The organism is Pseudomonas sp. SA233, from assembly GCF_054792385.1.
Genome location: NZ_CP096449.1, coordinates 2,255,967 through 2,273,055 on the forward strand (window position 1 = coordinate 2,255,967; position 17,089 = coordinate 2,273,055).

Genomic DNA, 17,089 nt, shown 5'->3' on the forward strand with positions numbered 1-17,089 from the left:
ATGTCAAGTACGCGAGTCGTTCGTCAGGGGCAGCTTATTAGCCCATTTGGAGTAGGTGCTATTATCGACATTGGTTCGGAGTCTTTTGTGATGGCTGATATCAGCCGTTGGTCTCCGGATGGAATGCGTCAGATCACAGATAGCAATTTAGAAGTAAAACTTAAGAGGCCAATAAAAGCGCCTATCGCAAAAGAGGGTATGAGATCGGTTGCCATTCATCGGTTCCCTCGTTGGTATTTTTGTCCTCGATGCCGACTGATGCGCTTTGTTACGGGGGCTGATGATGTCGGAAATGATTATAGGACTCCGACTTGCGCAGATCGGAAGTGTGGTGGTGAGCTAACGCCGATGGGCTTCGTGGCAGCATGCAAGCATGGGCATATGTCGGAAGTTGACTGGCACTGGTGGGCCCATTCATCTAGATCTGCAGAGGATGGGAGGTGCAGTCGACAAGGTGCACGGATGTGGTTTGAAACAACTGGACAGGCCGGAGGAGACTGGTCTGCTGTTTCTGTACGATGCGGATGTGGGGCGAAAAGAGATTTTACCGGTTTGGTTCAGGTGGAGGCTCCACATGGTATGCGATGCGGAGGAGGGCAGCCCTGGCAATTCAATCCTCCGCAATGTAACCAGCCGTTGTGGGTTAATAGGCGTGCTGCTAGTAATCTTCACTTCCCGCGCACAATATCGGCATTGGACTTACTACATGCTAATAGCGCTGAAAGAGAGCTCGGACTGAAAGAGGTTTGGAGGACAAACTTAAGTTGGGCTGGGCTCAAGACATTGTTCTCTGCCGGGGTTCCTGTTCATTTGATACTTCAGAGTGCTGAGTCGACCGTTGCCTTTATTGCTGAAAGGTATGGTTGTGATCTGGTGGTTGTTCGAGAAGCTTTGTTGGCTGCTCTGGCGGTTGATGAAGTTGAAGCGGTAGTAAAGGATGAAAATTTGGCTGAAGTACAGGCCGAAATTCTCGATGAAGAATGGCAAACTTTATCGGGGGTCCATGATGTGGAGACGGACTCCTTGATAATTAAACGTACAAAAATACCATCTGAATGGCCTGGTGAGCTATTGAGAACGATACGGTCTGTATCGTTGGTCAGACGTCTACGCGAAGTGCGTGCGATATTGGGTTTTAGAAGAATATCTCCGGACGAAGAAAGCGCTATGGTACCCGTAGATCTTGGCCAACGCGCCGTCGGTTGGTACCCAGGAGTAGAGGCATGGGGGGAGGGCGTTTTTATTCAGCTGGATGCAGATGCAGTAAAGTCCTGGGAGCAGCGAGTTGCCAAAACTCATTCGCAGCGTTTTAAGATGCTGGGCAATAAGATCGCCGGCTTTGGGTGGCAAGCTGTAATGGCTACTCCTCGTTTCTTACTATTGCATTCGTTTGCCCATGCAGTATTGCGAAGGCTTTCCTTTGATGCAGGATACTCAGCGTCTTCAATAAGAGAGCGAATCTATGCGGGGGCGCCTGATTCAACGACTTGTGGGATTCTACTGTACACCGCCGATGGTGACTCTGAAGGATCGCTCGGTGGATTAGTCCGGATGGGCGAACCTGAGAGGCTGGGGACGCTATTACAGGCTGCGCTTCTGGATATTTCATGGTGCTCGGCTGATCCTGTTTGCAAAGAAAGTGAACATCAAGGATTGGGTGGGATGAGCGCTGCATCTTGCCATGCGTGTATGCTAGTTTCTGAAACAAGTTGTGCATTTAATAACTGCTTGCTAGACAGGAGAACATTGGTCGATCTGGGAGGGGTTGAACCATTCTTTATGCTCGATGATTTAATGGAAGGGGCTTAGGAGTGGTCTCATGAGGTTTCCGAAATTGACTGATCTCGATAAAGAGCAAAAGGAGATCTACCATGGTGCTCCACCGACAGACTCAATTTTGGTTGTTGGCCCACCTGGGACTGGGAAAACAGTAATGGCTTTCCATCGTGCGGCATTTCTTCAGGTTCTTGCAAGAAAAAAAATGATAAAAATTTTGGTCCTCGTGTAATTATGTATAGCAAAGTGCTTTCAAGTTACACGAGTGCAAGGGAGAATGTGGCTGGTGGTGTTGAAACATCTACTATGCATGCATGGGTTTACGAATGGTGGCGAGGAGCTTTTCGACGGAACCCACCATTCTTATCTCGGGATCGCTGGAGGTACGATTGGACAGAGATGTTGGTTCAGGTCGCGAAAGAGAAAAATTGGAAGGGCAAGGGGGGGCATTGGGGGCACTTGATAATTGACGAAGGGCAGGATTTTCCTAGGGATATGTATTCGGCACTCAACATGATGTCCAGCCTGTTAAAAGGAGGAGGAGCTGTCGTTCCTCCAGCGGTTACTGTGTTTGCAGATGAGAATCAACGTCTTTCGGCTGATAAAAATTCAACCGTTGATGATATTAAGAGTGCATTGTCACTTAATGATGAGCGTCTATATTGTTTGCGTAAGAACTATCGTAACTCCAGACAGATCGCAGAGTTTGCAAGGCATTATTTTGTAGGGCTCCCATCTGGCATTCCAGATCTCCCAGAGCGGATTGGAAGATCGAAGCCGCGCGTTGTTGTTGCATCTGGCTTGGAGGTTGTACGTCGTAGGATAGCTATTTATATGGCGAATAATCCTGGGTTGCAGGTCGGTGTTTTATGTTCAGGTGATGTAGTCAGGAAGAAGATTTTCAATAGCCTGTCATCCCGACTTAATGGAAAGGGGGTTGTTGTTCAAACGTATTCAAGTGGTGACAAGAATAATCATCCTGCGGAGAGTTTAAAATTTGATTGCGGTGGTTGTGTTACAGTTCTAAATTTTCAGAGTGCCAAAGGGTTGGAGTTTGATACGGTTTTCCTTGTGGATCCATTCTCTGATCAGGGAGGTGCAGGCGACCAGTATGCAAGTATGCAGCTCTATGTCATGGCGTCTCGGGCAAGAGATTACTTGGAGTTGCTGGTTATGAATCAACCTCACAACCTGGCTGAACGACTTCCGGATAAAGAACTTTATGAGCAAATCACAGAGTAGAACAACCAGTCGGTGGTTCGTTGCGGTCCATCAGGACCGCCTTATGGAGGCTTTCGCAAAAGGCTTCTTGGCTACTGATAACTATCATGAAGCTTTGGTTGCCGAGTGCAAAGTTAGTCATGAGGCACTGAGTAATGCAAGGGAAGGTTTGAGCTGGGGAGAGGTAGTTCTGGTTGAAGTGGAAATTCAAGACAATACTCATGAAGGAGGGCGTGCCTATTTTCGTGAGCCAATAATTCTTAGTGACTGTTTGGCGTGTTGGTTGCGTTCACGAGATGCAGTTGTGGAGCTTGAGGCTAGGCTTGAGACTTTTGATGATACAGTCGCAACTGCTCTGGACTTGAGGGTGGATCCTGCTCTATTTATCGAAAATGATAACGCAGGAGATATTAATTCTGAAATAGAACTTCCTTTATTTTCTGGGGAAGTAAGTGCTGTAGATGAAATTTCTGGAGAAGAGTATACAATCGGACCCGAAGGCGGGAGGAGGTGCATAGAGGCGTCGTCTTTGAATAAGTTGTCTGGTGCTGTCTCGCTAATCTCCTGGCAAATAGCTCGAGTCGGACTTCCATTCGAGCTGCTGAGGTGTCTCTTAGATGTTCCTGTGGGGCAAGAAAGCGGGGTGGTGAGGTTTGCTACCCAGATCTATTCGGTATTGAGACCTCAAGAGATTAATTCCGAGGATTTTCGAATATTTGTTGCCGCTGCATCGATGCTAGGTGAGCTGGATCCGCGAAAAGGATTTGATGTTGACCATTTTATTAGTGAGGTATCAAGGCGCCTGGTACCGCAGGTTAATGATTCGCCAGAGATAATTATATTTGCTGAAACTGTACAAAAAGTCTTGGATAATCGTATCGAGCTAATCAGCTCGAAGATAGATGATAGCGGACGGATTGCACAGCGAGCACTAATGATCTTTCTCTTGGCATCAGCTCCTGAGCAGATGACTCGATGGATTAGTGCAAGGCCTGATATCGGACAGTCTGTTTCGATATTGGCCTTTATGTTGTCTGGGCTTTATTACGGCCTAGGCGGGATTCCTGCGAGCACCAAGGCGATAAGTAGGCAGTCATTTCTTGGGGCTGCAATAGTGGGGAAGGCTATTGCTAGTGGCGGAGTCGTTCCCGTTCACGTGCATCGTGAGTGGGGGCCGTTAGCAGAGGAGTATGAGCAGCTGATGGTGTCTGGCTTAACTCTCGCGGATAAAATTAAACCAGCATCGAGATCTCTAATAGAGATATTAGGTCAGTTTAAACAGAGAGGCTATCAAGCTGAGGTCAACCCTAGCGACGGTTGCATCAATGTTTCTTTCGATGTGAAGGAGGATGCATCGAAGTTAATCGTCTATGTTGGGCCGTCGGCATTTCGAGTGCCTTCAGATGATGTTGTCAGGTTAACGTATCGTACTCGGCAAGTGAGAAAAGGAGCGCTTCAACGGCAGATGCTTGAGAGGATTCTGAGCGGTGTGACGCACCCCGTTATAGCCAGCACAGAAGAGTCTCCTGGCGTGGTTAGCCTTACTCTTGAGCTTGGACTTGACCATGATGTTAATCTTGGACGCAAGATGCTGGCGGATGCGGCTCATAAGCTCGAGCTTGTTGCTTTTGATGAGTCTGGGGGGCGGAAGGGGGCTGAGCGGGTGGCAAAGCGAAAGGCAAATACTCCATCAAACACGGGTTAAGCAGAGCGTTGAGCGAGCGCGAGATTGAGGTCTCTACATCCTCAATCCGCAAAGCGTTCGCCGAAATCTGCTCCTCCGTTACTTTCCCGGGCTTGAAGCGTAAGGAAATGATCTGCGTCGGTATTTAGGTACAGGGGAGTGTGGGACTGAGATGAACGACTGTAGAAAAAATGAATGGGTCGGTCACGGATGCGGCCCATCGCTATGGCCACTTAGCTATACGAACGGAACAAGATCCTAGCCCAGATCATGACCTAACTGCAGATTCAAGCTTTGCTCAAAAAGAAACGAGAAAGACCTGTCGGAAAAGCTTGGGCTTTTTGTTGGCAGGCCATCCGTTGTTCGCGAAGCCGAATACAGGCAAAATCTAACCGATTGAGAGGCTAATATCGTGTAGGCCTCTCAATCGGACCTTTTAGATGTAATTAAGGGCTTCTGAATCGGAAATATCCATAGCTAACCACTTATGAAGCATCATCCCAATGGCCTCTGCTAACAAGGGCGGTACTGCATTACCTATCTGCGTGTATCGGGGGCATTCAAGCTTGCGGGCTGCACCTCCCGTTGTATACTTTCCCTTAAATTCAAACCAGTCTGGGAAAGATTGAATTCTTGCGGTTTCTCTAGCAGTTAGTATGCGTGCCTCGCTGTAATGGATAATATCGTCAGGCAAAGTTGTAATTGTTGGGGATGGTAGATCTTTCGCAAGAACAGTGATGGCGTGTTTTTTTAAGCCAAGCTTTTTTCGCGCTTCTAATGGTAGTGATTTGCCTGGGGTAGAGGCTTGTTGAATCTTTATAAATTGAAGGATAGTGTTAGTTCTGTGTCTCGGAATTCTGAGGCTATTAGGTAGGCCTGAATAATCCTCTCTCATCAGTCGGAGATATGGAGAGAGGATATCTGGCGCTTGGTAGTCGATTTGCTTGAAGCCGGGGATATCTGAATCTAAGCTGTCGATAAGAGATTTACCGCTGAGCTCTAGATCTGCTATTGCATCTGATGCAGATACGGGTTTTCCAATTCCGAGCCTTTTTAGAGACTTAAATTCTTGACCAAAATTAGCCAGGTCTTTAATGAAGTTGGTTTGACTATCTATGGCAGAGCAAATGATGAAATATCTTTGGCGATTTTGAGGGACACCAAAGTCTGCGCTGTTTATTTTTCCTCTTGATACGGAGTAACCTTGTCCTTCGAGCTGGGAGCAAATGTACTCGGCATATGAGGTCTTTGAGAATTTCTCGTCAGACTGTCTTGATTCGATATCGTTAAACTTGGCGTCGAAGCCGCTTACGTTTTCAATAACAATGAATTTCGGTCTAATTATTTTAACTAATTCTAAATATTGTTCTGCCATCCTATTTCTTGGGTCTTTTGGGTCCCGACGCCCAGCTAAAGAGAAACCTTGGCAAGGTGGCCCGCCGACCATTAGATCAATTACTCCCCTCAGAGAGTGAATCTCATCTAGGTGGTTATCAAGAAATTCCTCACATGTCATGGCTTGACGTGGAAGCCAATCTGGCCAATCAAAAGAATATCGATGTCCATTTATTAAATTGTGCCGGAGTGTTTCAAAAGCCATTGGATTCTTTTCAATGGCTGCGACACCGGTGAAGCCGGCTTTCAGCAAGCCAAGTGAGAGCCCGCCGCAGCCCGCAAAAACATCTATAAATTTCATAAATTAACGGGCGTCTCCAGAGTGGTTCACCGCTGCGCGCACAGGCCTTTCATAGACGGGCGATGGCAAACAGAAGATGATGCAAAAAAACCACGACAGGATAGCAAATTGAGATCAAGAGGCCTAGTCCAATTATTCATTGCGGCGGCGCCAAGCTCGATTGTGTAGCGGCGCAGTGAAGCCCGTATCGAACAAATTTTGATCAGTTTCCGTTCGGTAGGGCCGGGTAATCGTGCTGACCGTTTCCGGTTAACCGTTTTTACGCATGGCAAGATAGTTTTTACAAGTGTCATCGCTGTGATGGCGCGGTTAGCTTGTCATCATGATCAGTGAGCGAGAGATAGGGCTAAGATAAGGATTGAAAATTGCAACTATCGAAAGACTTATAGTGGGCTCCTGTCTGGGGGGATTGGCTATACGGCTTCGAACTTATTTGTTACTATTTTTAAATTCGGTTAAAGTAATTTGATGTGATTTCTTGTGTAGATGTGGGGTTCTATTATGAGTTTGGTTCTGTCGCGATAGACTCTGACAGGCCTGGTATGTCGAAATAATACACTTTAGAACGTCTCTTGGTGATCGATCACGACACCCCAAAAAATCCTGCTCCCAGTGCGCAGATTTACAGTCTAGTTCAGATGGTCAAGCCAATGGTTATATATGTGGCTGCGTCAGGCACTAGAGCTGCTTGATCGAATAAGATTACGAAGTACCGTTTATGTCGAACTGCAAACAGATTACGTCACAATATGCCACGGTTCCGTCCTGAGGGGAGGGATTTATAGGGTCGCTTATAAAACACTCCACACGCCTGCGGCCCGTAGCTCAACGTTTCGGCGAAGATAAAGGGAAGAAAAGCAGAAGTTGCAACCTTCATCTCTACAGGTTTAAGGTTGTGTTGGTCAGACGCTTACTTGCTTGTCGACCGGAAATAAATCTGAACTCAAGGGCCGATCGGCTTGGGTGCTCTGACTCGTTTTCCGGCAGAAACAGCGACTGTCCTTGGATCGAAACGTATTCGCTGTCCTGTAATATTTCGGATATTTCGATTTTCAAACTGGCTGGGTTAACCCACCATAACCCTAGGTCAAATAGGGTGTGTAAGTCGGCTCTGAGCAGGAGTCCATTGGATACGACGTTCGTTTCGTCACCAAAATAGGGGTGGATATGGGCGGCCTCCAGCACCTGCTGTACTGAGCAGCCTGTAACGGCGCAGCGTGCTTGATAAGCTTTCAACAATTGTTTTCTAAATAGAGGCTGACCGCGCCGACGAACGATGGAAACCATTGTGCGTGTGCGTGCATCACTGAGGTCATATGGATCGAATATATTATTGTGGTTCAGTTGCTGCTCAATCTTGCATGAAAACGACTCATGAACCGCAGCTGGATTGCGAATCAAGGTAAAAGAGGTGGGCGTGCTGGCAGATTGATTTTTATATATGAATATACCTTCGTATCGAAAGCCGGCATGTGGATGTTCGTATTTTTCTTTCCGATAGAAAAGCAGTAACTCCAAGCCCCGCTGATGGTGTTCTGAAATGAGCATGTCAGTTCTTCCCATGCGCTGGCCTTGCATCCGGAGAGTGTCGCCCACCAGCGTGTCATCGTATTGAGTTCTATCGGATGTTTTATGCTCGGTAATGAACAGCCAGACGGAATTGAAGCCTTTCGGTCGGAATATGCCGGTGTTGAGTGTGGCATCTTTTATATCAAAAAGGGCCCTAAGGTCGTCTCGTGTATAAACGGTGCCCGGTTCCAATCGCTCTGATGCAAAAAGCCCATACGGTTTTATGTTTGACGTTGGAGAGATTGGGAGGGGCACGGGCGGCTTCCTTGCGTGTGGCATAGACGAGGGGCTGATGCCTGCTTTCGCGTCTCTTAGGGATGCCCAACACCTTACTTCCTTCAGACGAAATGTGGAAGAGTGTAGGAAAATTCCGTTCTGCCTGTAGGCCTAGGCGAAAATGGACGGAGCTATGGGGGGATGGGCTTGCTACGAAGCGAAGGGCGAGCAACCCTTGCAAGTCAGTTCTCTGGATGATGGGAGGAAAACAATTGGAGGTACCAGCGTGTTTGTTCGCCCCATAGCTGCATATGAATGGCAGCTATATCGGGGGCTCCGTTTACGGGCACTGCAAGAGTCACCGGACGCATTCGCAGGTACCTACGAGCATGAGGCAATTAGAAGCGACGATGATTGGGAAGCCCGTGTCTCAGCTGTAGCAACCTCCACCAGCGCACAGGCTTTTTTGGCTTTTCAGCACGCCGAGCCTTGTGGCTTGGTTTGGTGCAAATCATCAGAAGCTGAGCCAGCTGTCGTCGAGGTTTTTCAGGTGTGGGTAGACCCCGTCTCACGCGGTGCTGTTGCCGGTCGGTCTCTGCTGGCAAGAGCTATTCTTGGGCTGAAGGTCGAGGGGTGCAACGTATACGCTTGGGCGTGACGATCGCAGATACCCCGGCGATGCGCCTTTATAGGTCAAACGGGTTTTGTGACATCGGCTTGCCGGAACCTTTGCGCCAAGGTTCTTCTTTGAGCTCTCAGTCGATGGAGCTGAACCTAGGTTTACGCTCTGGTACTGATAGCCCGGCTCGATAGCTGCTGTGGCTGTGTTGTGGTGGCGAGCGGTGAAGCGAGAATATATAGTCGCATGGTTTCGGCAGGAGAAAAGCCTTCAGAGATTTCTGAAGGCGGCTCTGAGTAACGAGTAGGCGCTTCAGCGCATCATGCCTAGCTCGGCATCATCCATCAGCGCCTTGGCCAATGCGCAGAGGTAATGTGAAGCCCATATCAGCTGGGGTTTGTCTTCCATCAAGCCGTCCAGGGTCATATCCCGTGCATAGCCCATAAGCTCCGAGGCTTGTTCGCGGGCGCTCTGGCAGGGTATGCCTGCTTCGATGCGGAACAGCGGATGGGTCTGGTTTTCACCTTGGTAGAAGGTGGTTTTGCCGACGGTGAATTTGGTTTCTTCTGTGGTCATTGTTCAATCTCCCCGAAATCTCTCGTGCCTGGTCTGGCCTCATCGCCGGCAAGCCAGCTCCCACAAATACTGCATAGGCCTCGAGATCTGTGGCGCAGCTTAGATCCATATGGGAGCCTTGCTTGCTGGCGATAGGGGCAGCCCAGGCGACACATCAATGAAGCCTTAGTGCAAAGTCCTAGGCTCAGTGGGCATTTGCACCTGGATCAGTGCGGACTCAAGCAAAGCTCGCAGCGTCTCCAGCTCATGCATCGAGGCCATCATCAAAATCGACGCAGGCGATTTGGGCTGCAGCAGCATTGCCTGATGCACGACGGTCGCCGCGCATAGTGCGTAGTCCGTGGCTTGGATCAGGGTGTCTTCAAGGCAGAGAGTCTTGTGTGGAGGATCTGGAACGATCTTGAGCATGGTGAAGCTCCAACGTAGAAGGAGGGACTACCACGGCCATGCCGTCAAGCAATGGGGTGGTAGCTGTACGCGGGTTGACGGACCGAGACGTTGGCACTCGGCGCACCACAGGGTGCCCGCACGTACAGCCACCATAAAAGTGTGCACATGAGGACAGCGTCATCGGTCCGTCAAAACCGGTCGCTGAATTGGCAGCGACGAGCCGAGACTAAAATCCACGTTGGCCATGTGCAACGAAAAACAGGCGCAGGGAGTATCTTTGGGAAATGGCCTACAAGGAAGGGGTTAATTCTGACATTTTTTGCCCATTCACCCTCACAGCATGCAACGCCGGCTGCTCTGTTAACGCTTTGTGGCTCTCAAAAAGCTTTCCACTCACGAATCCCTGTATCCAGTTATGTCGCCATGCCAACAAACGGTCCAGCATGGACTTTCGCCACTCAAGCCTCGAAACTGACCCGCTCGCATCTGGACCAAGGCAGGTCACGGGCCAGCCCCTGACAACGGACGCCAAGTCACAGCCCATGGAATGCACCGAAGATGACTATCGAAGCTTTTGCCCCTTTCCAGCGCTTTGCCGCTGACCTGTTGAAGTATCTACCGGCTGACCAGCCAGATGGCTCCCACGACCTGTCCCACATCCATCGCGTATGGGTCAACGCACAACGGATACAGCGCGTAGAAGGCGGCGACCTGGAAGTGCTGCTTGCAGCGACGGTGCTGCATGATTGTGTCGCAGTAGAAAAGAACTCGCCCTTGCGTGGGCAGGCGTCAACGCTGTCCGCACAAAAGGCGGCGTCAATCCTCGCTGATATGGGCTGGCCCTTGCAGCGCATCGAACAGGTGGCGCATGCAGTCAAAACCCACAGCTATTCGGCTGGCTTTGAACCACTCACCCTTGAGGCCCGGATTCTTCAGGATAGTGATCGCCTGGACGCCATAGGTGCAGTGGGTATCGCCCGGTGTTTTTACGTTTCCGGGCGAATGGGGTCGGCGCTGTACGATTTCGAGAACCCCGCGGCGTGGGGGAGGGAGTATCAGGACAAGGCGTATGCGGTCGAGCACTTTCATACCAAGCTACTGAAGCTTGCGTCAGGTTTTAGAACTGCTGAAGGGGCTCGGCTGGCTGCTGAGCGCCATGCTCGGCTTGAAGTGTTTCTTGCGGATTTCATGGATGAGATCGGGGCCGGCGGGGTAGGGATGCAGTGACGGGGCTTGGGGCGATTGGCAGGTTGTTTTGGGCGTTGGCCAGTTGTCCTGGAACTGCATATGGCTGATCGATTTGGCAGGTGCCTTTGGGCAAGGTGCCAAGCCTTGGGTTTTGGAGGCGGGTAGCTGTGGGCTCATGGCCCTGAGTATTGCGTTTGGGCGGGGAAGAATCTGGCGTGGGCATGGCACCGGCTGCGCCGGTGTTCGCGGCTGAAGCCGCTCCTACAGGGGGACCTGCTAGGTCATGGAGATGTGGGCAGTTTTGAGGGCGGATTTGCTCGTGGAGACTTTTTGTATGCGGTTCTGCTTATTGATGAGTGGCTTGCGGCTTTTTTAGCGGGTTTATCGTGGATGGCACGGGCTGCGCCCGTGTTCGCGGGCGCGCTGCCCGCTCCCACAGGGGGCGCGCGGGGTTTGAGCGCTGTGTTGGGGCATTCAGATAATCCAGCTTTGGCGGAGCGGGAGTGTCGAGCGGGGCGGGGTCTGGGGCAATGAATAGGCGGGCTGAGAGGCGAGAAGAGATGCCGCACAACCCGGATCGTGCTCGTCTCAGAGAGGTGGCGCTATGTAGACAACCCGGTTTCGTCCATTCTGTTTGGCGTCATAAAGCCCTTTGTCAGCGCGTTCCAGTGCGTCATCCAGCGTTTCACCCTTGGCAAACAGGGTGCACCCGATGCTCAGGGTTACGTTCAACTGACCACAGGGCAACTGCATCGGGCTGGCACCCACCTGTTCGCGAATCCGCTCAGCAATCCGGGTCAGCTCTTCGCTGTCCTTCACCTGCAAAATTGCAACAAACTCCTCACCCCCATGGCGCACCACCAGGTCATCGGGGCGCAGTGCCGCGCGCAGGCGACGGGCCGTTTCGCAAAGCACCTTGTCACCGCCGCCATGGCCGTACTTGTCGTTGATGGACTTGAAGTGGTCCAGGTCGGCATACACCGCACCCAGCCGTAAGCCGTTTACCTCGGCCAATCGCCGTTCATGCGCTTCAAACGCCGATAACGCGCCGCGGTTCCACAGTTGTGTCAAAGGGTCGAGCAGGGCTTTGCGCTGCTCGCGATCCATTTCAAGCCGCAGATCGCGGTTCACCTGGGCCAAGGTACGCAGCTGCAGATACCCCTCGGCGAGCGTGGCCAGGTCCCTGAAGTTCGCTTGTTGAGCCTCGCTGAGCACGCGCGGGCGCGGGTCGAACATGCACAGTGTACCGATGGCTTTACCGTTGCCAGCACGCAAGGGGTGGCCGGCGTAAAAGCGGATGTAGGGCTCGTTCAGCACGAGCGGGTTGTCGACGAATCGTTCGTCGCACAGGGCGTCGGGCACCGTCAGGGTGTCCTCGCCGAGAATGGCGTAGCCGCAGAACGAAACACTGCGCGTCGTCTCGCTTGCCTCAAGGCCTATGCGGGCCTTGAACCACTGCCGGTCCTGGTCGATCAGGCTGATAAGCACGGTGTCCACATGGGCCAGGTCCTGGGTGAGCCGCACCAGGGTATCCAGGTAATGCTCGGCTGGCGTGTCGACCAGGTTCATGTCGTCGAGCGTGCGCTGGCGCAGCGCTTCGTCAGCGGGCAAGGGGCAAGCTGGCATTGTGGGTCCTCCGTTCCTTGGTTGGCTTGGGTACCTGGCGGGTGCGCGGTCTGTATCCCGTCGAAACAAGCACAGCATAGGCCATGGCGTGATGCACGGTCGGCCGACAATTTCTTGCCGGGAGTGTGATTTCTTTCGCTCGATCTTCGTCAAGGATGCTACCCCTTAGCCGTCGTCTGGGGACTGATACAGGGCCTTCCATGCAAACGCTGTTGAACGAGATTCTCGAAGAAGTACGTCCCTTGATCGGCAAGGGCAAAGTGGCTGACTACATTCCCGCGCTGGCCGATGTGCCGGCGAACCAGCTGGGCATCGCGGTCTATGGCAACGATGGCAGCTATTACTGCGCAGGCGACGCGCTGGTGCCGTTCTCGGTGCAGAGTATTTCCAAGGTGTTCAGCCTGGTGCAGGCGATTGGGCACTCCGGGGAAGCCATTTGGGAGCGGCTTGGCCATGAGCCTTCCGGCCAGCCGTTCAACTCGCTGGTGCAGCTGGAGTTCGAACGCGGTCGGCCGCGCAACCCCTTTATCAATGCGGGTGCGTTGGTGATCTGCGACATCAACCAGTCGCGCTTCGCTGCACCCACGTTGTCGATGCGCGATTTTGTGCGGCGGCTATCGGGCAATCCCCATATCGCGATCGACGCCCGCGTTGCCGATTCGGAGTATCAGTTCCGTGCGCGTAACGCAGCCATGGCTTACCTGATGCAGTCGTTCGGCAACTTCCATAACGAGGTGGAAACGGTGCTGCGCAGCTATTTCAGTTACTGCGCGCTGCAAATGAACTGCCTTGATCTGGCTCGGGCGTTCTGTTTCCTGGCCAACGATGGGTTCTGCAAGCACAGTGGTGAGCAGATTCTGACCCGGCGCCAGACCCAGCAGGTGAACTCGATCATGGCCACCAGCGGGTTGTATGACGAAGCAGGGAATTTCGCCTATCGGGTGGGGTTGCCGGGCAAGAGTGGTGTAGGGGGTGGCATTGTGGCGATCGTGCCGGGGCAATTCACTGTGTGCGTGTGGTCGCCGGAATTGAATGCGGCGGGTAACTCCCTGGCCGGCATGGCGGCGCTCGAACTGCTCAGTTCGCGTATCGGCTGGTCGGTGTTCTGATCGGCGGGCCCGGTGGCTGAGGTAGGCCCGGTCGATACCTCAGCTCGTTGGGTCTTGCCCCAGTACCTTGGCAAGGGCCACGCGGGCATCTTCAAGCTGTACCAGTGAAGCATGCCGCGCGCCCAGCGCGTCACCGTTCTGGATAGCGGTCAGAATCGCCTTGTGCCGGGGCAGGGCGAGTTCGTCGAAATTCGCCCGCTGGTTGGAGTAGCGCACCGACTCGCGCAGCGCCATCGACAGCATGTTGCACAGGTAGGCCAGCAGGTCGTTGTGGGTGGCGTCGGCGATGCGGGCGTGGAAGTCCAGGTCCGGTTGCAGGCGCTCTTCATGGTTGCGGGCGGCTTCCATGCGCTGGTAGGCCTCGGCGATCGAATCGACGTCGTCGGCGCTGGCGTTGGTGGCGGCCAGTGCGGCGGCGGCGGGTTCGATGACCCAGCGTACGCTGCTTAGCATGTTGAAGAATTCCTGTTGCGGTGTGGCCTGCATCAGCCAGTGCAGCACGTCCGGGTCGAGCATGTGCCAGTCATGGCGCGGCCGAACCAGGGTGCCCACCCGCGGGCGGGCCTCGATCAGGCCCTTGGCGGTAAGGGCGCGCATCGCCTCGCGGAACACCGGCCGGCTGATCGCGTAGGCTTCGCACAGGCTGGCCTCGGAAGGCAGCTTCTGCCCGGGTGCGAGTTGGCCGGATACGATCTGTACGCCAAGGTCCTGGACCAGGGTGGCGTGCATGCTCTTGCGCGTGGTGGGTTGGCGGTAGTTCATGTGGGGCGGGGCGGATCCTTCTGGCGGGGGCAGCATCATAGCATTAGCGCGTCGACGCGGTGCATGGCACCGGCTGCGCCGGTGTTCGTGGCTAAAGCCGCTCCCACAGGTACCGCGTGAGCCTGAAGCCTGCGCCGTCCCTGTGGGAGCGGGTTCACCCGCGAAGCAGGTGACGCGGTGGATGGCACCGGCTGCGCCGGTGTTCGCGGCTGAAGCCGCTCCTACAGGTACAGCGTGAGCCTGAAGCCTGCGCCGTCCCTGTGGGAGCGGGTTCACCTGCGAAGCAGGCGACGCGGTGGATGGCACCGGCTGCGCCGGTGTTCGCGGCTGAAGCCGCTCCTACAGGTACAGCGTGAGCCTGAAGCCTGCGCCGTCCCTGTGGGAACGGGTTCACCCGCGAAGCAGGCGACGCGGTGGATGGCACCGGCTACGCCGGTGTTCGCGGCCACGGCCGCTCCCACAGGTACCGCGTGAGCCTGAAGCCTGCGCCGTCCCTGTGGGAGCGGGTTCACCCGCGAAGCAGGCGACGCGGTGGATGGCACCGGCTGCGCCGGTGTTCACGGCCACGGCCGCTCCCACAGGTACCGCGTGAGCCTGAAGCCTGCGCCGTCCCTGTGGGAGCGGGTTCACCCGCGAAGCAGGCGACGCGGTGGATGGCACCGGCTACGCCGGTGTTCGCGGCTGAAGCCGCTCCTACAGGTACAGCGCGAGCCCAAAGCCTGCGCCGGACCTTCGGGAGCGGGCGCGCCCGCGAAGCAGGCGACGCGGAGGAATGGCACCGGCTGCGCCGGCGATGGGCTGCGCAGCAGCCCCGATGATGCTAACCGACAGGCTTCAGGCCTTAGTGCGAGTGCTTGGGCACCGCCGCCCCTCGGCATCCGACCAGGAAGTCGAAGTCGCAACCTTCATCGGCCTGCATGACGTGGTCCAGGTACAGCCTGGCGTAACCACCGCTGATCAACTGCGGCGGGGCTTGCAGGTCGGCCAGGCGGCCGGCCAGTTCCTCGTCGGTAATGTCCAGGTGCAGCCGGCCTTCCTTGCAATCCAGCTCGATCCAGTCGCCTTCGCGCACTGCAGCCAACGGCCCGCCAGCTGCCGCTTCCGGCGCCACGTGCAGCACCACGGTGCCGTAGGCGGTGCCGCTCATGCGGGCATCGGAAATACGCACCATGTCGGTCACGCCCTGGGCCAGCAACTTGGCCGGCAGGCCCATGTTGCCAACCTCGGCCATGCCCGGGTAGCCCTTGGGCCCGCAGTGCTTCATCACCAGCACGGAACTGGCATCCACATCCAGCTCGGGGTCGTTGATGCGTGCCTTGTAGTCGTCGAAGTTCTCGAACACCACGGCGCGGCCACGATGCTGCATCAGCGCCGGGGTGGCGGCCGAGGGCTTGAGCACGGCGCCCTTGGGCGCCAGGTTGCCGCGCAGGATGCAGATGCCGCCGTCGGTCACCAGCGGCTTGTCGATCGGGCGGATCACCTCTTCGTCGTACAGCGGTGCGGCCTGGCAGTTGTCCCACAGGCTCTTGCCGTTGGCCGTCAGCGCGGCAGGGTTGGGCAGCAGGCCGTGTTCGCCCAGGCGGCGGATGACCGCAGGCAGGCCGCCGGCGTAGTAGAACTCTTCCATCAGGAAACGGCCCGAAGGCTGCAGGTCGACCAGGGTTGGCGTACCGCGGCCGATGCGGGTCCAGTCTTCCAGCTGCAGGTCCACGCCGATGCGCCCGGCAATGGCCTTCAGGTGAATCACCGCGTTGGTCGAGCCACCGATGGCGGCGTTGACGCGGATGGCGTTCTCGAAGGCTTCGCGGGTGAGGATTTTCGACAGGCGCAGGTCTTCGCGCACCATGTCGACAATGCGCATGCCCGACAGGTGGGCCAGCACGTAACGGCGTGCATCCACCGCCGGGATGGCGGCGTTGTGCGGCAGCGAGGTGCCCAGCGCTTCGGCCATGCAGGCCATGGTCGAGGCGGTGCCCATGGTGTTGCAGGTACCCGCCGAGCGCGACATGCCGGCCTCGGCCGAGAGGAACTCGTTGAGGTCGATCTGGCCGGCCTTGTAGGCCTCGTGCATCTGCCAGACGATGGTGCCGGCGCCAATGTCCTTGCCTTTGTGCTTGCCGTTCAGCATCGGCCCGCCGGTAACCACGATCGCCGGCACGTCACAGCTCGCCGCGCCCATCAGCAGCGCCGGGGTGGTCTTGTCGCAGCCGGTCAGCAGCACCACGGCGTCCACCGGGTTGCCGCGGATCGCTTCCTCCACATCCATGCTCGCCAGGTTGCGGGTGAGCATGGCGGTGGGGCGCAAGTTGGACTCGCCGCTGGAGAACACCGGGAACTCTACCGGGAAGCCGCCAGCCTCCAGCACGCCCTTTTTGACGTGTTCGGCAATCTTGCGGAAGTGCGCGTTGCACGGGGTCAGCTCCGACCAGGTGTTGCAGATGCCGATGATCGGCTTGCCCTGGAATTCGTGGTCCGGAATACCCTGGTTCTTCATCCAGCTGCGGTACATGAAACCGTTCTTGTCGGCGGTGCCGAACCATTGGGCGGAGCGCAGTGGGCGTTTGCTATCAGACATGGGAACACCTAATTAGTATTACTATTTGTCGTTGTGTGATCGACTATACTGATAAAAATGGTCTCTGTGAAGGCTTGTTGGC

At 54.8% G+C, this 17,089-nt stretch carries 12 protein-coding genes; 5 read left to right on the forward strand and 7 right to left on the reverse strand.

Annotated elements, in window-relative coordinates:
- The 3 genes from drmB (at position 1) to M1D87_RS10615 (ending at position 4,702) form a co-directional block, all read left to right on the forward strand.
- Entirely contained in the window at positions 1-1,809 is a 1,809-nt protein-coding gene (drmB, locus tag M1D87_RS10605) for a DrmB family protein (protein ID WP_421091616.1), read from the forward strand.
- 366 nt (positions 1,810-2,175) lie between these two features.
- Positions 2,176-3,018, forward strand: coding sequence for an ATP-binding domain-containing protein (locus tag M1D87_RS10610; RefSeq protein WP_421091615.1), 843 nt, complete (start codon positions 2,176-2,178; stop codon positions 3,016-3,018).
- Positions 3,019-3,061: 43 nt separating this feature from the next.
- Positions 3,062-4,702 (forward strand): hypothetical protein, encoded by a 1,641-nt coding sequence (locus M1D87_RS10615; protein ID WP_421091614.1) that lies wholly within the window; start codon positions 3,062-3,064, stop codon positions 4,700-4,702.
- 415 nt (positions 4,703-5,117) lie between these two features.
- On the opposite strand, the gene M1D87_RS10620 is transcribed toward M1D87_RS10615, so the two are convergent.
- The 4 genes from M1D87_RS10620 to M1D87_RS10635 form a co-directional block, all read right to left on the reverse strand.
- The gene (locus M1D87_RS10620) at positions 5,118-6,377 is read right to left on the reverse strand and encodes a DNA cytosine methyltransferase (RefSeq protein ID WP_421091613.1); all 1,260 of its coding nucleotides are present in this window, start codon (positions 6,375-6,377) and stop codon (positions 5,118-5,120) included.
- An 879-nt stretch (positions 6,378-7,256) separates the two neighbouring features.
- Positions 7,257-8,201 (reverse strand): HNH endonuclease, encoded by a 945-nt coding sequence (locus M1D87_RS10625; protein ID WP_421091612.1) that lies wholly within the window; start codon positions 8,199-8,201, stop codon positions 7,257-7,259.
- An 892-nt stretch (positions 8,202-9,093) separates the two neighbouring features.
- Positions 9,094-9,357: a DUF3077 domain-containing protein gene (locus M1D87_RS10630; RefSeq protein WP_003256566.1), complete on the reverse strand. Its 264-nt coding sequence runs from the start codon at positions 9,355-9,357 to the stop codon at positions 9,094-9,096.
- 165 nt (positions 9,358-9,522) lie between these two features.
- On the reverse strand, positions 9,523-9,765 hold the full coding sequence (locus M1D87_RS10635) for a hypothetical protein (protein WP_085600481.1): 243 nt from the start codon (positions 9,763-9,765) through the stop codon (positions 9,523-9,525).
- Positions 9,766-10,305: 540 nt separating this feature from the next.
- Here M1D87_RS10635 and M1D87_RS10640 point away from each other — a divergent pair.
- Positions 10,306-10,974 carry an HD domain-containing protein gene (locus tag M1D87_RS10640; RefSeq protein ID WP_421091611.1) on the forward strand — a complete coding sequence of 223 codons (669 nt, stop codon included), beginning with the start codon at positions 10,306-10,308 and terminating at the stop codon, positions 10,972-10,974.
- Between the two features lie 549 nt (positions 10,975-11,523).
- On the opposite strand, the gene M1D87_RS10645 is transcribed toward M1D87_RS10640, so the two are convergent.
- Positions 11,524-12,561, reverse strand: coding sequence for a GGDEF domain-containing protein (locus M1D87_RS10645; RefSeq protein WP_421091610.1), 1,038 nt, complete (start codon positions 12,559-12,561; stop codon positions 11,524-11,526).
- Positions 12,562-12,761: 200 nt separating this feature from the next.
- On the opposite strand from M1D87_RS10645, the gene glsB reads away from it, so the two are divergent.
- A complete protein-coding gene (glsB, locus tag M1D87_RS10650) occupies positions 12,762-13,670 on the forward strand; it encodes a glutaminase B (protein WP_046614057.1) in 909 nt (302 codons plus the stop codon).
- A gap of 39 nt (positions 13,671-13,709) precedes the next feature.
- On the opposite strand, the gene M1D87_RS10655 is transcribed toward glsB, so the two are convergent.
- Both M1D87_RS10655 and M1D87_RS10660 read right to left on the reverse strand, forming a co-directional pair.
- Positions 13,710-14,432 (reverse strand): FadR/GntR family transcriptional regulator, encoded by a 723-nt coding sequence (locus M1D87_RS10655; protein ID WP_024086746.1) that lies wholly within the window; start codon positions 14,430-14,432, stop codon positions 13,710-13,712.
- 841 nt (positions 14,433-15,273) lie between these two features.
- Entirely contained in the window at positions 15,274-17,007 is a 1,734-nt protein-coding gene (locus M1D87_RS10660; RefSeq protein ID WP_123085666.1) for an IlvD/Edd family dehydratase, read from the reverse strand.
- Positions 17,008-17,089: the final 82 nt, after the last annotated feature.

What these genes read in the sequence shown, in the direction of transcription:
- M1D87_RS10660 (WP_123085666.1), bottom strand. Translation starts at nt 17,007, where the DNA reads ATGTCTGATAGCAAACGCCCACTGCGCTCCGCCCAATGGTTCGGCACC.
- M1D87_RS10640 (WP_421091611.1), top strand. Translation starts at nt 10,306, where the DNA reads ATGACTATCGAAGCTTTTGCCCCTTTCCAGCGCTTTGCCGCTGACCTG.
- M1D87_RS10610 (WP_421091615.1), top strand. Translation starts at nt 2,176, where the DNA reads ATGTTGGTTCAGGTCGCGAAAGAGAAAAATTGGAAGGGCAAGGGGGGG.
- M1D87_RS10655 (WP_024086746.1), bottom strand. Translation starts at nt 14,432, where the DNA reads ATGAACTACCGCCAACCCACCACGCGCAAGAGCATGCACGCCACCCTG.
- glsB (WP_046614057.1), top strand. Translation starts at nt 12,762, where the DNA reads ATGCAAACGCTGTTGAACGAGATTCTCGAAGAAGTACGTCCCTTGATC.
- M1D87_RS10615 (WP_421091614.1), top strand. Translation starts at nt 3,062, where the DNA reads ATGGAGGCTTTCGCAAAAGGCTTCTTGGCTACTGATAACTATCATGAA.
- M1D87_RS10645 (WP_421091610.1), bottom strand. Translation starts at nt 12,561, where the DNA reads ATGCCAGCTTGCCCCTTGCCCGCTGACGAAGCGCTGCGCCAGCGCACG.
- M1D87_RS10630 (WP_003256566.1), bottom strand. Translation starts at nt 9,357, where the DNA reads ATGACCACAGAAGAAACCAAATTCACCGTCGGCAAAACCACCTTCTAC.
- drmB (WP_421091616.1), top strand. Translation starts at nt 1, where the DNA reads ATGTCAAGTACGCGAGTCGTTCGTCAGGGGCAGCTTATTAGCCCATTT.
- M1D87_RS10620 (WP_421091613.1), bottom strand. Translation starts at nt 6,377, where the DNA reads ATGAAATTTATAGATGTTTTTGCGGGCTGCGGCGGGCTCTCACTTGGC.
- M1D87_RS10635 (WP_085600481.1), bottom strand. Translation starts at nt 9,765, where the DNA reads ATGCTCAAGATCGTTCCAGATCCTCCACACAAGACTCTCTGCCTTGAA.